This window comes from Pseudomonas sp. Sample_22 (assembly GCF_004307635.1).
In the GTDB taxonomy this organism is placed as follows: domain Bacteria; phylum Pseudomonadota; class Gammaproteobacteria; order Pseudomonadales; family Pseudomonadaceae; genus Aquipseudomonas.
The window spans coordinates 1-14,275 of sequence record NZ_RCNY01000010.1 but is presented as its reverse complement, the minus strand read 5'-3'; the positions used below and the strand labels follow the sequence as shown (position 1 = coordinate 14,275).

Here is a 14,275-nt window from a genome sequence, read left to right as displayed (position 1 = left end):
GGTCCTCAGGTCCCGCAATGGTGACCGGATGTGTATGAGCTTGACGTAAAAATGCGAGTGATTATCAAATGACTGACTAGCCGGCCTAGCGGCAGCCAGATGCGCAGGATACTTGGCTTGTCGATTCAGCGCCCGGGAAACCCTAAAAGGAAGCTCTTCATGCGTCTGACTACCCGTGTTGCTGCACTCTGTGTCGGATTCTTCGTTTGCTGTCACGTGACTGCCAACGAGTTGCCCCAGCGCTGGGTCAGTGCGGGGGGAGCGCTGTCCGAGTGGGTGATTGCATTGGGTGGCGAGGCGAAATTGGTCGGGGTCGATACCACCAGTCAACATCCTGAAACCCTCAAGGCACTGCCCAGTATCGGCTATCAACGCCAGCTTTCGGCGGAGGGCATCTTGAGTTTGCGCCCGCAGATATTGGTCGGCACAGAGGAAATGGGGCCGCCGCCGGTGCTGTCGCAGGTACGCAGTGCGGGTGTGCAGGTCGAATTATTCTCGGCGCAACCGGACCTCTCCACGCTGCAGAATAACCTCCAGCATTTGGGCAAGTTACTCGGCGCGGAAGACCGGGCTAGTCAATTGCTGGCCACTTATCAACAGGCCCTTGAGCAACAGAAAGTCCGGGTGACCCGTGCACAGCTGACGAAACCATCGCCCGGTGTTCTGATGTTGCTCGGTCATGCAGGTGGCAAGCCGCTGATTGCCGGCAAGGACACCGCTGCCGATTGGCTGCTGCAACGGGCCGGCGGCCACAATCTGGCGACCCACACCGGATACAAACCATTCTCCAACGAGTCGCTGGTGAGCCTGGATCCCGATGTCCTGGTGTTTGCCGACAGGGCATTGAGCGGCAATGCGGCGCGGGCCGCGTTGTTCAAGGAAAACCCGATTCTGGCATCCACTCGTGCCGCCAGGGATGGGCGGGTCATCGAGCTCGATCCAACCTTGCTCGTAGGTGGATTGGGGCCACGTTTACCTGAGGTTCTGAAAAAGCTCGCCGACGAGTTCTATCCCGAAACAGACAGTCAGTGAATCACGGGACTTTTCCAGGGCAAAAAAAGACCCGGCAAGAGCCGGGTCAAATAACCGTGATTAGCCTGATGAGGAGATAATCTGAGAGTCCGAACCAAGGGCTATTCAGAAAATCGACCAGTCTCGCGACCGGTTGTGATAATCATAGCGATTCTCATTAGCGAGTCAACATCTGATTGCTCGTTTTCCAGCCTGTTGATGAGCTTTCGATGTAAGTCATTGAAATAGCGGGCTTTGGTCGATCGTTTTGATGAGTTAATTTTTCATTGGCTTGATTCCAAGGGAAGCGACAGCCGTCATTCAGCTCTTGTGGCGTGAAGAAATAGCCTCCAATTGTTTGTTCAGGGCTTCTTTGCGTTCGGCAGGAATGTCATTCCAGTGCACATCCATCAGGGCGCCTTCTATTGCATACAACAACACCTTGGAAGCCCTGAAGCCGCGCGTGCGCACGGCCCGATAAGCATCCACCGCCCCGAGGCGACGCAAGTCAGAGGCGCTGTGGATGCCCACGGCATGCAGCCACTGCGCCGACGTCTTGCCAAGATTTTTCAGGTGTTGCAGTTCATCATTCATCAAGCCTCCTTGCGATGGCCGAATGGTGCGTGGGCAAGCTTCTGAGGAGTGTAGCCATCAGCAGGAAAAGCGTTATCGTTTGGTCGTTTTCGACGCAAAAGCTTCTAAGCGTCGTTGAAAAAGCACGCGGATAAAATCCGCGAAACGGGCAGGAAGCAGCGGGGAACAGCTGGAAATCAGAGGAAATACACCTGAAGTCCAGCGCAAGGCGGGGGCGCTGGACTTGTCAATTTACGCACGGGATTCAGCGTGTGCGATAACGCAATCGGGTACCGAAGTTCATCGACATCAGAATTTCGTCAGCGCTGAGTTCCGCTGGAAAGTAGGCGCCGGAAATCTGTGCATGGGCCAGGCTCGCGCCTTCAAGCGAAGCCTTGCGAAAATCGATGCCACGCAAATCGGCGGATCGAAAATAAGCATCGGTGAAGTCGATACCATCAGCATTGAGTTCGCGCAGGTCCAGGCCTCGGAAATCACCTCCGACCATGTCGATCGGTCCTTCCTTTGGTCGTTCGTTATTGAATCCTGTGATGTCGTCCTTGTGCAGCAAGGCATACAGCGGGGTGTCGAGAAGTTTCGGCTGGCTCATGTCGCATCACCTGTTGGTTTTATGACGCCAGTATAGTGCCACTATTTGACAGCCGTGAAGCCGCAGAGGGCTTCACGACCGAAATACTTTTTACAGCCCCGGAAGGCGTTGGCGAATCTGCTCTACCACGGTGTCAAGCGTCCCGCTTTCATTGGTCTGGACGCGTTTGCTGCAGAGAATTTCCGCTGGCGTGAGGGCTTCGCGACTGGCTTGTTGAGCCTCGATAACGGCCAATGTCGCGTCGGATGGATCCGATTTCTCGGCCTGACGTTGTTGCAGCCAGCTTTCGATGACAGCTTGAGGGGCATTGCAATCCAGAATCAGGAACGGTGCGCCAGTCGCTTCTGCCACCTTTGCTGCACTGTCACGTTGATCGTGCTTTAGGTAGGTCGCATCAACCACCACCGGGAAACCGGCGTGCAGAATCACCGCGGCAATTTCATGCAGGCGCTGGTACGTGGCGGTACTGGCTTCGCTACTGTAGATGCCTGCCTGCAGATCGTTCGCCATCGTCTGTTCACCAAACAGGCGTTTGCGTTCTACGTCGGAGCGCAGGCGAATGGCGCCCAGTGCTTCCACCAGACGCATGGCCACATGGCTTTTGCCTACTGCGGAGACGCCGTGGGTGATGGCCATGAAACGGGAAGGAATGGTGCTGTAGCTTTCCGCCAGGTTGGCGTAATTGCGGTACTGGCGCAGGCTGGTGGCACGTTGCACCGGCGTGGCATCGGCCGGCATGCTGAACAGTGCGACCTTGGCGCGCACCAGCGCACGGTAGGCTTTATAGAAGTTCAGCAGTTCCAGGCCCTGATAATCGCCAGTCAGTTCCAGGTATTGGCTGATGAAACGCCGTGCCAGGCATTTAAGGCCACGGTCTTCCAGGTCCATCGCCAGGAAAGCGCTGTCGGCGTAAACATCGGTGAAGCGGAAGGGCTCGTTGAACTCGATGCAGTCGAAGATCACGACCTTGCCGTCGATCACCGTGGCGTTACCCAAATGGATGTCACCATGGCATTCGCGGATGAAGCCATCTGCCTTGCGTTGCTCGAGCAGTGGCTTGAGGCGTTCGAAGCTGCTTTCGGCCCAGGCTTGCAGGGCGTCGAGTTGTTGAAGGTCAGCCTTGTCGCTGATGAACGGCAGGATCTGTTCGAAGTTCTGGCGCACGGGGGCCATCACGCTGTCGGGGGTGCCGGCTTCATGTTCCGCCGGGACTTTCGGTGCGTTGAGGTGGAAGCGAGCAATCTGGGCTGCCATCTCATCGATGTGTGCGGTAGTCAGTTCGCCGTTGGCTTGCAGGGTGCTGAGCAAGCCGGTCTGGGGGAACTGGCGCATTTTCAGCACGTATTCGATGGCCGGGCCATCCCCGCCCAATTGAGGTGCTTCGGCACTGCCGGTAATCGGCAATACTTCAAGATAAAGATCGTCAGTCAGGCGCTGGTTCAAGCGCAGCTCTTCGCCACAGAAATGCTTGCGGGCTTCGAGGGTCGTGAAGTCGAGGAAGCCGAAATTCATCGGTTTCTTCACTTTATATGCAAAGTCGCCAGTCAGCAGTACCCAGGAAATGTGGGTTTCGATGAGCTGGAACCCGTCTACGGAGTGCGGGTAGAGGGCCGGGTTTTGCAGGGCGGCGATCAGGGACTGGCTCACAGGCGATCCTTCAGAGTCTGGAAAAATTTCAGGTCGCTATTATGGCGGCTAGCCAGCCTAACGCAAACTCGGAGGGCTCCTGTTGGGGACGAATAAAGTGCGTATAATCCGCCGCCATGACTCGTACCCGATCCCCCCGTACCCCTAAAAAACCACCTTCCCGAGGCTTGCGGCCTTGGCTGGGCTGGGCCCTTAAACTCAGTCTGGTCGGCCTGGTAGTGCTGGCCGGATTCGCGGTTTACCTCGATGCCGTCGTGCAGGAGAAGTTTTCCGGCAAGCGCTGGACCATTCCGGCGAAGGTATACGCGCGCCCGCTCGAGCTGTTCGTCGGACAAAAGCTGAGTCGCGACGACTTTCTTACCGAGCTCGATGCTTTGGGCTATCGCCGTGAAAGTGTGAGCAATGGCCCCGGCGCTGCGGCGGTCAACGGTAATACTGTTGATTTGAATACCCGTGGTTTCCAGTTTTATGAAGGCATGGAACAGGCGCAGCCGGTGCGTGTGCGTTTCTCCGGCGACTATGTGGCCGAACTCTCGGCGACGAACGGTTCGAAGCTTTCGGTAGTGCGCCTGGAGCCGCTGCTGATCGGCGGGATTTATCCGAAGAACCTCGAAGACCGCATTCTGATCAAAATCGATCAAGTCCCGCCCTATTTGCTGGAAACCCTGGTCGCGGTGGAAGATCGGGATTTCTATAGCCATTGGGGCGTGTCGCCCAAGTCGATTGCGCGAGCCGTCTACGTCAACACTTCTGGCGGCAAGATGACTCAGGGCGGCAGTACGCTCACGCAACAACTGGTCAAGAATTTCTACCTGACCAGCGAACGCAGCCTGAGTCGTAAACTCACCGAAGCCATGATGGCGATGTTGCTCGAGTTGCATTACGACAAACGGGAAATTCTTGAGGCCTACCTCAATGAAGTGTTCGTCGGTCAAGACGGTCAGCGCGCTGTGCACGGTTTCGGTCTGGCCAGCCAGTTTTTCTTCGGGCAGCCATTGTCCGAACTGAAGCTGCATCAAGTCGCGATGCTGGTAGGCATGGTCAAGGGGCCTTCCTATTACAACCCGCGTCGCAATCCTGAGCGGGCACTCGAGCGGCGCAATCTGGTGCTGGACGTGCTTGAACAACAAGGTGTTGCCAGTGCCGAGCAAGTCGCCGCCGCGAAAAAAATGCCGTTGGGCGTGACAACGCGAGGCAAGCTGGCGGACAGCTCGTTCCCTGGCTTCCTTGATCTGGTCAAGCGTCAACTGCGTGAAGACTATCGCGACGAAGACTTGACCGAAGAAGGCCTGCGCATCTTCACCAGTTTTGACCCGATCCTGCAGATGAAGGCCGAAGCGTCGGTCAACGACACCTTCAAGCGTCTTTCCGGGCGCAAAGGATCTGACGACGTCGAGGCGGCCATGGTCGTGACCAATCCGGAAACCGGTGAGGTCCAGGCCATGATTGGCAGTCGCCAGGCCAGTTTTGCCGGTTTCAACCGGGCACTGGATGCTGTGCGACCTATCGGCTCGTTGATCAAGCCAGCGGTGTATCTGACAGCGCTTGAGAAACCCAGCCAGTACACATTGACCAGTTGGTTGTCGGACGAATACTTTTCGGTCAAAGGGGCGGATGGCCAGGTCTGGAAGCCGCAAAACTATGATCGTCGTTCTCACGGCACGGTCTTCCTTTATCAAGGTCTGGCGCATTCCTACAACCTGTCGACTGCGCGTCTCGGTCTGGCGGTGGGTGTGCCCAATGTCCTCAAGACTTTGGGGCGTCTGGGCGTAAGCCGCGAATTTCCGGCCTTCCCTTCGATGTTGCTGGGGGCTGGCGGCATGACGCCGATTGAAGTCGCGACCATGTATCAGACACTCGCCAACGGTGGCTTCAATACGCCGATGCGCGGGATTCGCAGCGTGCTGACGGCGGAGGGGGAGCCGCTCAAGCGTTACCCTTTCCAGATTCAACAGCGTTTCGACCCGGCTTCGATTTATCTGATCCAGAGCGCCATGCAGCGGGTCATGCGGGAAGGCACCGGCAGTTCGGTTTACAACGTGTTACCGAAAACCTTGACCCTGGCGGGGAAGACGGGGACCAGTAACGACTCCCGAGACAGTTGGTTCGCTGGCTTCAGTCAGGACTTGCTGGCGGTGGTCTGGTTGGGGCGCGATGACAATGGCAAGACGCCATTCACCGGCGCTACCGGCGCATTGCAGGTCTGGACCAGCTTCATGCGCAAGGCAGACCCACTTCCCCTGGACATGCCGCAGCCGGACAATATCGTTCAGGCCTGGGTTGATTCGCGAACCGGACAAGGCTCCAATGCCGGTTGCCCAGGTGCCGTGCAGATGCCGTATATTCGCGGCAGCGAACCGCCTCCCGGTGCCGCTTGTGGGGGTGAAAACCCTGCAGAGACGGTGATGGATTGGGTCAAGGGCTGGATGAATTAAGCAAAGAGGGTTTCAAGTGAACAAGTGGTTGATTCCAGCGGTTACCGCCGTGGCTTTGCTCAGCGGTTGTTCTTCAGTGCAGCGTGGTTCGATTCCGGTTGTGGATTCCGGTACCGCGGTTTCCAACAGCGAGCGCGTTTCCGCGAACGGTGGTTATCGCCAGACGACGGTGAAGCGTCCCGTGCAATCGCAAACACAGGCGATTCCACAAGGCGATACCGGTGTGGTTGTGATGATCCCGGGCGGGGGCGCAACGACGTCGACACCGATCAGCACCACACCGATTACTCCTGGGCCGATCACGCCAGGGCCGATTGATACATCGCCGGTTCAATCTGCGCCGGTCAATCAGGGCAGCTACAGCATGCCGTCGACGCCGAGCGGAATTCCGTCGGCGAGTTCCGGTGGCCTGTCCGCCGACGAGCAATTGGACGGCCCGGTCCTTGCGCTGCTGACCACTGCTCAGCAACAACAGGCTGGCGGCGACCTGAACGGTGCGTCCTCGAGCCTTGAGCGCGCCCAACGAGTAGCCCCGCGTGAACCTCAAGTGCTTTATCGCCTGGCGCAAGTGCGCATGGCCCAAGGTGATGCCGCGCAAGCCGAGCAATTCGCCCGTCGTGGCCTGACCTTCGCCAATGGCCGTCCGGCTCTTCAAGCCAGCCTCTGGGAGCTGATCGCTCAGGCTCGCGAGAAACAGGGTGATTCCTCGGGTGCGGCACTGGCCCGTCAGAAAGCCAAGGTTACGTCGTAATGGACACACGTTTTCTCCAGATCGCCGATCAGTTGCTGCTGATCGAGCGAGAGCTGCGGATACAAGGGTGGTGGGACGACGTTCGGCCATCCGCCGAAGCACTTTCCAGCGTGGAACCCTTTTCGGTCGATACGCTGGACTTCGAACAATGGCTGCAGTGGATATTCCTGCCGCGCATGAAAGCGATCCTCGAGCAGGACCTGCCGTTGCCGAATGCTTCAGGGATTCAGGAAATGGCCGAAATGGTCTTCGCTGGACGCAATGTCCAGGGCCGGGATCGCCAGTTGCAAGTGCTGCTCAAAGAGTTTGATCAACTGATCACCGCGGCCCGCTGACCCCACCGCCCATTGCAGGAGCCGGACCAAACTCGGCTCCTGCAGGCGTTCACTGGCAGTTGTCCGCGATCTGTTTCTGCGTTTCGCCGATACGCTCTTGCCGCTGTGCATCGTCCAGACGGCGCAACTGTCCTTCCACTTCCTCCCTGAGTCGCGGATTGTTCTGCAACTGCGCAAGATTCGTTCGCGCCTGCTCACAAAACACTTTCAACTGTTCCTGCTGCTCGGCAACCTGCTTCTTGACGCTGTTGTCGATGGCCTGTTGATCGCCGATGGCGCCGCCGTTGGCGGGGATGGATGGTTTTCCCGGCGATGAAGCGGGGGTGACGATGGTCGTGGCTGGCAGGCCTGGGGGCGGCTGGCCATCGAAATGGGTAACGCCTTGGGCGTCGACCCATTTATAAATCTGCGCGGCCATGGCCGCCGGGCTGAGGACGACCAACAGGCCGGCAATGAAGAAGTGCGTACGCATGCCAATTCCTAGTCAAAAGTTGCGCAATTGAAGCTAACACACATGGGATTTATAGGTTTTTTCTTGCGTTCTCATGCGGTTACTAGAATAAAGCACATAGACGGCTTGACTTGCGAAGGGCGAAACAGAAGAATCCAAAGTCCGCTGTACAGGGACTGCCAGAAGCAGACCCTCTCAGCAGATCATGAGGCGCACATCCGCGCCGACCTGTTACACCCGCAACGCGTTACCTCGCGCTGGGTGGGAGAAGCCCGCAACACTTGGGACGATCCCAATACTTGCTCAGTCAGTGCTGACGTAGTCGGCGACCACCGTCGCTCATGCTCTGCAGAGAAGTAAACCTATTAAGACCCGTCCCATTTTTCGTGGGCGGTATTCTGGCGTTTTAGAGGTGAGCAACGTGGAGCTTTTATCTGGCGGTGAGATGCTCGTCCGCTTCTTGCGTGACGAAGGCGTCAAATATATCTACGGGTACCCGGGTGGTGCTCTTCTTCATGTCTACGATGCCCTGTTCAAAGAACCGGAAGTGACCCACATCCTGGTTCGTCACGAGCAAGCGGCTACCCATATGGCTGACGGCTACGCCCGTGCCACCGGTAAAGCCGGTGTGGTACTGGTGACGTCCGGTCCTGGCGCTACAAACGCCATCACCGGTATTGCCACCGCCTACATGGACTCCATTCCGATGGTGGTTATTTCCGGCCAGGTGCCGAGCACCATGGTCGGTACCGACGCCTTCCAGGAAACCGACATGATCGGTATTTCCCGGCCGATCGTGAAGCACAGCTTCATGATCAAGCATGCGTCGGAAATCCCGGAAGTCATGAAGAAAGCTTTCTACCTGGCGCAATCCGGTCGTCCTGGTCCGGTCGTTGTCGATATCCCGAAAGACATGACCAACCCGGCCGAGAAGTTCGAATACGTCTTCCCGAAAAAAGCCAAGTTGCGCTCCTACAGCCCGGCCGTTCGCGGTCACTCCGGGCAAATCCGCAAGGCGGCAGAAATGCTCCTGGCGGCCAAGCGCCCTGTGCTGTACTCGGGCGGTGGCGTGATTCTCGGTGGTGGCTCCGCGCCGCTGACCGAGCTGGCGAAAATGCTTAACCTGCCAGTGACCAATACCCTGATGGGCCTGGGCGGTTTCCCCGGTACGGATCGTCAGTTCATCGGCATGCTGGGCATGCACGGCAGCTACACCGCCAACCTGGCGATGCACCACGCTGACGTGATCCTGGCTGTCGGCGCACGGTTTGACGACCGCGTGATCAACGGCGCCTCCAAGTTCTGCCCGAATGCCAAGATCATTCACATCGACATCGACCCGGCTTCGATTTCCAAGACCATCAAGGCCGATGTGCCGATCGTTGGTCCGGTCGAGAGCGTCCTGACCGAAATGGTCGCGATCCTCAAGGAAATCGGCGAGACCCCGAACAAGGAGTCCGTTGCCAGCTGGTGGAAGCAGATCGACGAGTGGCGCGGTGATCGTGGCCTGTTCCCTTATGACAAGGGTGACGGCAGCGTCATCAAGCCGCAGGCCGTGATCGAGACCCTTTGCGAAGTGACCAAGGGCAATGCCTTTGTTGCTTCTGACGTGGGTCAGCATCAGATGTTCGCGGCGCAGTACTACAAGTTCAACAAGCCGAACCGCTGGATCAACTCCGGCGGCCTGGGCACCATGGGCTTCGGTTTTCCGGCGGCCATGGGCATCAAGTTGAGCTTTCCGGATGATGACGTCGCCTGCGTAACGGGCGAGGGCAGCATCCAGATGAACATTCAGGAGTTGTCGACCTGCCTGCAATACGGTTTGCCGGTAAAGATCGTCATCCTGAACAACGGTGTACTGGGCATGGTTCGCCAGTGGCAGGACATGAGCTATGGCAGCCGCCACTCTCACTCCTACATGGAATCGCTGCCTGATTTCGTCAAGCTGGCAGAGGCTTATGGTCACGTTGGCGTGCGCATCACCGATTCGAAAGATTTGAAGTCGAAGATGGAAGAAGCGTTTGCCATGAAGGATCGCCTGGTAGTGATCGATATTTCGGTCGACACCAGCGAGCACGTCTATCCGATGCAGATCAAAGACGGCTCCATGCGCGATATGTGGCTGAGCAAGACGGAGCGTACCTAATCATGCGGCACATTATTTCCTTGCTTCTGGAAAACGAACCGGGCGCTTTGTCTCGTGTGGTTGGTCTGTTCTCGCAGCGCAACTACAACATCGAAAGCCTGACCGTGGCGCCAACCGAAGACCCGACCCTGTCGCGTTTGACGTTGACCACTGTCGGTCACGATGAGGTCATTGAGCAGATCACCAAGAACCTCAACAAACTGATCGAAGTAGTCAAACTGGTCGACCTGTCGGAAAGCGCGCACATCGAGCGTGAGCTGATGCTGGTCAAGGTCAAGGCTACCGGTGCCCAGCGCGCCGAGATCAAACGCACCACCGATATTTATCGTGGACAGATCGTCGATGTCAGTGCCAGCGTGTATACCGTTCAATTGACCGGTACCAGCGACAAGCTCGACAGCTTCATTCAGTCCATTGGCACCGCCTCGATTCTGGAGACCGTCCGCAGTGGCGTCACCGGTATTGCCCGCGGCGACAAAGTACTCAGCATCTAAACCAAATTAGCGAATGGCCTGAACGGCCTGATATAGGGGAAATTCATGAAAGTTTTCTACGATAAAGACTGCGACCTGTCGATCATCCAGGGCAAGAAAGTTGCCATCATCGGTTACGGTTCCCAAGGCCACGCTCAGGCGTGCAACCTGAAAGACTCCGGCGTTGACGTTACCGTTGGCCTGCGTAAAGGTTCGGCCACCGTTGCCAAGGCTGAAGCTCATGGCCTGAAAGTGACTGACGTTGCTTCCGCTGTTGCAGCTGCCGACCTGGTCATGATCCTGACCCCGGACGAGTTCCAGTCCTCCCTGTACAAGAACGAAATCGAACCGAACATCAAGAAGGGCGCTACCCTGGCCTTCTCCCACGGTTTCGCGATCCACTACAACCAGGTAGTGCCACGCGCTGACCTCGACGTGATCATGATCGCGCCGAAGGCTCCAGGTCACACCGTACGTTCCGAATTCGTGAAAGGCGGCGGTATCCCTGACCTGATCGCTATCTACCAGGATGCTTCGGGCAACGCCAAAAACGTTGCACTGTCCTACGCAGCTGGCGTTGGTGGCGGTCGTACTGGCATCATCGAAACCACCTTCAAGGACGAGACTGAAACCGACCTGTTCGGCGAGCAAGCCGTTCTGTGCGGCGGTACCGTTGAACTGGTTAAAGCCGGTTTCGAAACCCTGGTTGAAGCTGGCTACGCGCCGGAAATGGCCTACTTCGAATGCTTGCACGAACTGAAGCTGATCGTTGACCTCATGTACGAAGGCGGTATCGCCAACATGAACTACTCGATCTCCAACAACGCCGAATACGGCGAGTACGTGACTGGCCCGGAAGTCATCAACGCCGAATCCCGTCAGGCCATGCGCAATGCCCTGAAACGCATTCAGGACGGCGAATACGCCAAGATGTTCATCAGCGAAGGCGCTACCGGCTATCCTTCGATGACCGCCAAGCGCCGTAACAACGCCGCTCACGGTATCGAAATCATCGGCGAGCAACTGCGCTCCATGATGCCGTGGATCGGTGCCAACAAGATCGTCGACAAAGCCAAAAACTAAGTCTGACACTTGTACGAAAAACGCGGCTTAGGCCGCGTTTTTTCGTTTGGATCGCCGGTTCTGGTATAAAGCTGCATCGTTTGCGATGCGAACCGCTGTCGCAGACACCTGTCGAAACTTTCCACCCCGTTGCAAGGTATTGTCCATGAGCGAACGTCCCGAAGAGCCAAACCAGGCCTCTGACGCCGAAAGCCTGCTGCCCATCGATGAACATATCGAAGAAGGGCACGACGCTGAAGGCCGTAAAGTCCGGCATCGTGGTATCTATCTTTTGCCGAATCTGTTTACCACTGCGAACCTGTTCGCAGGTTTCTATTCCATCATCAACTCGATGAGCGCGCAGGCCGCCTTGAGCGCCGGCGACTCGGTCAGCGCAAGCAAGTACTTCGCTTTCGCTGCCATCGCGATCTTTGTCGCCATGGTGCTTGACGGCCTGGATGGTCGTGTTGCCCGCATGACCAACACCCAGAGTGCGTTCGGTGCCGAGTACGACTCGCTGTCGGACATGGTCGCTTTCGGTGTGGCGCCGGCATTGCTGGCATTTGGTTGGGCGCTGGGCGACATGGGCAAGGTTGGCTGGATGGTCGCCTTCATATATGTAGCGGGCGCTGCGTTGCGTCTGGCGCGCTTCAACACTCAGGTCGGCACCGCCGACAAGCGCTATTTCATCGGTCTGGCCAGCCCGGCTGCCGCCGGAGTCGTGGCGGGTATCGTTTGGGCGTTCAGCGATTACGGCATTCAGGGCTCCAAGATGTCCTTCCTGGTGGCGTTGATGGTGGCAGCCGCGGGCATGCTGATGGTCAGCAACATCAAGTACAACAGCTTCAAGGAGCTGGACCTGAAAGGACGCGTACCTTTCGTGGCTATCCTCGCTGTCGTGCTGGTGTTCGCAGTCGTGTTCAGTGATCCTCCGCGCATTCTGCTGCTGGTGTTCCTCGCCTATGCGGCTTCCGGACCGGTGCAGTACTTGTTACATCTTCGTCGGCGCAAAAGCGTCGAGTGATGTAATTTCCCTCATACTCCGCAGACTGTTGGTGCATCTGTTCTCCAATGCTGCGGAGTAGCCATGCTGATCAAAATCCCCAAAGCGTCCGATTGCCATGAATCGGACGTCACGCCTGAATCTATTTATCTTTCTCGACGCACTGTGTTGGGCGCTGCTGCTGCCGGATTGGCTGTGGGCGCTCTGCCTCAATGGGCAGTGGCTGATGAGGCGGCGCGTTATCCGGATGTGGAGCCTGGCAAGGCGCCTTACTGGTTCAGTGAGAAGCTGCCTTCGACCAAATGGGGCGCGGTCAATGTCAGGGATGAGGCAATAACCCCCTTCAAGGATGCGACCCATTACAACAACTTTTATGAGTTCGGTGCCGACAAGGGCGATCCGGCTGCCAATGCCGGCACGCTGAAGACTGAACCGTGGACGGTGATCGTGGACGGGGAGGTGGGCAAGCCGGGACGGTATGCGCTGGAAGACTTCATGAAGCCTTATCAGTTGGAGGAGCGCATTTACCGACTTCGCTGCGTTGAGGCGTGGTCCATGGTGATTCCCTGGATAGGCTTCCCGATATCGGCTTTGCTCAGCCAGGTCGAGCCAACGTCAAAGGCCAGGTTCATTCGCTTTGAAACTCTGCAGGATCCCAAGAGCATGCCGGGGCAGCGCTCTGGTTTTGCCTTGATTGACTGGCCTTATGTGGAAGGACTTCGACTGGATGAGGCGATGAATCCTTTGGCGATCCTGGCGGTGGGGATGTACGGGCGCGAATTGCCGAACCAGAACGGAGCGCCGCTGCGTTTGGTAGTGCCGTGGAAGTACGGGTTCAAAAGCATCAAGTCCATCGTGCGCATCAGTCTGGTGAGCGAGCAGCCCAAAACCACTTGGCAGAGTATTGCCTCGGACGAATATGGTTTCTATGCGAACGTGAATCCTGCGGTTGACCACCCACGCTGGACGCAGGCGCGTGAGCGACGCTTGCCAAGTGGTCTGTTCAAGCCGAATGTGCGGGACACGCAAATGTTCAACGGCTATGCGGACGAAGTTGCTTCTCTATATACAGGGCTCGATCTGCGGAAGAATTACTGATGCGATATCCGCTTTGGCGTATTGGCGTTTTCATTGCGGCGATGGTGTGGCCCCTGCTCTGGTTGTATCAGGCTTGGGAGGATGTGTTGGGGCCAGACCCTGGCAAAGTGCTGGTCGACCGGTTGGGATTGGGAACGCTTGTCCTCTTGCTTATTACATTAAGTATGACACCACTGCAGAAACTCACAGGTTGGGCGGGGTGGATTGCTGTCCGGCGTCAGCTGGGGCTTTGGTGCTTCTGTTATGTCGTACTGCACTTGAGCGCCTATTTGGCATTTATTCTGGGGTTTGACTGGTCGCAATTGGGCGTCGAGTTGCGCAAGCGTCCTTACATCATTGTTGGTGCGCTAGGTTTTCTGTGTTTGCTGGCACTGGCTGTGACTTCCAATCGATACAGTCAAAGAAGGTTGGGTGTTCGTTGGAAGAAGTTGCATCGTCTGGTGTATGTGATTCTGGGGCTTGGATTGCTGCATATGCTGTGGATCGTGCGTGCCGATCTGAAGGAGTGGGCGATCTATGCCGTTATAGGTGTGTTGCTGCTAGTGCTGCGCCTACCGCCGTTGGCACGCCGAATCCCACGATTAATGACAAAAAAGGCCTCTTCTGCCAAAAAGGCGTAAATAGTGGTTGACGGCAGATCTCAGGTGTCTATAATTCGCCCCACTTCCGGCGCAGTCGAA

General features: G+C 57.1%; 14 protein-coding genes. 10 read left to right on the top strand and 4 right to left on the bottom strand.

Annotated elements, in window-relative coordinates:
• Positions 1-159 precede the first annotated feature (159 nt).
• Positions 160-1,032 carry an ABC transporter substrate-binding protein gene (locus D8U73_RS01445; RefSeq protein WP_130903539.1) on the top strand — a complete coding sequence of 291 codons (873 nt, stop codon included), beginning with the start codon at positions 160-162 and terminating at the stop codon, positions 1,030-1,032.
• Between the two features lie 300 nt (positions 1,033-1,332).
• Here the strand turns inward: D8U73_RS01445 and D8U73_RS01440 are convergent, their stop codons facing one another.
• The 3 genes from D8U73_RS01440 to D8U73_RS01430 form a co-directional block, all read right to left on the bottom strand.
• Entirely contained in the window at positions 1,333-1,605 is a 273-nt protein-coding gene (locus D8U73_RS01440; RefSeq protein ID WP_056855614.1) for a TfoX/Sxy family protein, read from the bottom strand.
• A gap of 244 nt (positions 1,606-1,849) precedes the next feature.
• Positions 1,850-2,194 carry a pentapeptide repeat-containing protein gene (locus D8U73_RS01435; protein WP_056855613.1) on the bottom strand — a complete coding sequence of 115 codons (345 nt, stop codon included), beginning with the start codon at positions 2,192-2,194 and terminating at the stop codon, positions 1,850-1,852.
• A 90-nt stretch (positions 2,195-2,284) separates the two neighbouring features.
• Complete coding sequence (locus D8U73_RS01430; protein ID WP_130903538.1) at positions 2,285-3,841, bottom strand: bifunctional aminoglycoside phosphotransferase/ATP-binding protein; 1,557 nt, start codon at positions 3,839-3,841, stop codon at positions 2,285-2,287.
• Positions 3,842-3,957: 116 nt separating this feature from the next.
• Between D8U73_RS01430 and mrcB the strand changes: the two genes are divergently transcribed.
• The 3 genes from mrcB to D8U73_RS01415 are packed head-to-tail and all read left to right on the top strand — an operon-like array spanning position 3,958 to position 7,362.
• Complete coding sequence (mrcB, locus tag D8U73_RS01425; RefSeq protein ID WP_130903537.1) at positions 3,958-6,276, top strand: penicillin-binding protein 1B; 2,319 nt, start codon at positions 3,958-3,960, stop codon at positions 6,274-6,276.
• A gap of 16 nt (positions 6,277-6,292) precedes the next feature.
• A complete protein-coding gene (locus tag D8U73_RS01420; RefSeq protein ID WP_056855610.1) occupies positions 6,293-7,027 on the top strand; it encodes a hypothetical protein in 735 nt (244 codons plus the stop codon).
• Entirely contained in the window at positions 7,027-7,362 is a 336-nt protein-coding gene (locus D8U73_RS01415; protein ID WP_130903536.1) for a YqcC family protein, read from the top strand. The genes D8U73_RS01420 and D8U73_RS01415 overlap by 1 nt, the downstream gene beginning before the upstream one ends.
• Positions 7,363-7,411: 49 nt before the next feature.
• On the opposite strand, the gene D8U73_RS01410 is transcribed toward D8U73_RS01415, so the two are convergent.
• The gene (locus D8U73_RS01410) at positions 7,412-7,834 is read right to left on the bottom strand and encodes a DUF4124 domain-containing protein (protein WP_130903535.1); all 423 of its coding nucleotides are present in this window, start codon (positions 7,832-7,834) and stop codon (positions 7,412-7,414) included.
• Between the two features lie 400 nt (positions 7,835-8,234).
• Here D8U73_RS01410 and D8U73_RS01405 point away from each other — a divergent pair, with 400 nt between their 5' ends.
• From D8U73_RS01405 to msrQ, 6 genes are all read left to right on the top strand, one after another.
• On the top strand, positions 8,235-9,959 hold the full coding sequence (locus tag D8U73_RS01405; RefSeq protein WP_130903534.1) for an acetolactate synthase 3 large subunit: 1,725 nt from the start codon (positions 8,235-8,237) through the stop codon (positions 9,957-9,959).
• 2 nt (positions 9,960-9,961) lie between these two features.
• Positions 9,962-10,453, top strand: a complete 492-nt coding sequence (gene ilvN / locus D8U73_RS01400) for an acetolactate synthase small subunit (RefSeq protein ID WP_003176102.1) — start codon at positions 9,962-9,964, stop codon at positions 10,451-10,453.
• Positions 10,454-10,498: 45 nt separating this feature from the next.
• Complete coding sequence (gene ilvC, locus D8U73_RS01395) at positions 10,499-11,515, top strand: ketol-acid reductoisomerase (protein ID WP_003228216.1); 1,017 nt, start codon at positions 10,499-10,501, stop codon at positions 11,513-11,515.
• A gap of 145 nt (positions 11,516-11,660) precedes the next feature.
• Positions 11,661-12,518: a CDP-diacylglycerol--serine O-phosphatidyltransferase gene (gene pssA / locus D8U73_RS01390; protein WP_056855607.1), complete on the top strand. Its 858-nt coding sequence runs from the start codon at positions 11,661-11,663 to the stop codon at positions 12,516-12,518.
• Between the two features lie 63 nt (positions 12,519-12,581).
• Positions 12,582-13,595 carry a protein-methionine-sulfoxide reductase catalytic subunit MsrP gene (msrP, locus tag D8U73_RS01385; protein WP_130903533.1) on the top strand — a complete coding sequence of 338 codons (1,014 nt, stop codon included), beginning with the start codon at positions 12,582-12,584 and terminating at the stop codon, positions 13,593-13,595.
• Positions 13,595-14,215, top strand: a complete 621-nt coding sequence (gene msrQ, locus D8U73_RS01380) for a protein-methionine-sulfoxide reductase heme-binding subunit MsrQ (protein ID WP_130903532.1) — start codon at positions 13,595-13,597, stop codon at positions 14,213-14,215. The genes msrP and msrQ overlap by 1 nt, the downstream gene beginning before the upstream one ends.
• Positions 14,216-14,275: the final 60 nt, after the last annotated feature.

Bases quoted from the DNA above. Each gene is read 5' to 3' on its own strand.
- D8U73_RS01445 (WP_130903539.1), top strand. From the start codon at position 160: ATGCGTCTGACTACCCGTGTTGCTGCACTCTGTGTCGGATTCTTCGTT.
- D8U73_RS01440 (WP_056855614.1), bottom strand. From the start codon at position 1,605: ATGAATGATGAACTGCAACACCTGAAAAATCTTGGCAAGACGTCGGCG.
- D8U73_RS01435 (WP_056855613.1), bottom strand. From the start codon at position 2,194: ATGAGCCAGCCGAAACTTCTCGACACCCCGCTGTATGCCTTGCTGCAC.
- mrcB (WP_130903537.1), top strand. From the start codon at position 3,958: ATGACTCGTACCCGATCCCCCCGTACCCCTAAAAAACCACCTTCCCGA.
- D8U73_RS01415 (WP_130903536.1), top strand. From the start codon at position 7,027: ATGGACACACGTTTTCTCCAGATCGCCGATCAGTTGCTGCTGATCGAG.
- D8U73_RS01410 (WP_130903535.1), bottom strand. From the start codon at position 7,834: ATGCGTACGCACTTCTTCATTGCCGGCCTGTTGGTCGTCCTCAGCCCG.
- ilvN (WP_003176102.1), top strand. From the start codon at position 9,962: ATGCGGCACATTATTTCCTTGCTTCTGGAAAACGAACCGGGCGCTTTG.
- ilvC (WP_003228216.1), top strand. From the start codon at position 10,499: ATGAAAGTTTTCTACGATAAAGACTGCGACCTGTCGATCATCCAGGGC.
- pssA (WP_056855607.1), top strand. From the start codon at position 11,661: ATGAGCGAACGTCCCGAAGAGCCAAACCAGGCCTCTGACGCCGAAAGC.
- msrP (WP_130903533.1), top strand. From the start codon at position 12,582: ATGCTGATCAAAATCCCCAAAGCGTCCGATTGCCATGAATCGGACGTC.
- msrQ (WP_130903532.1), top strand. From the start codon at position 13,595: ATGCGATATCCGCTTTGGCGTATTGGCGTTTTCATTGCGGCGATGGTG.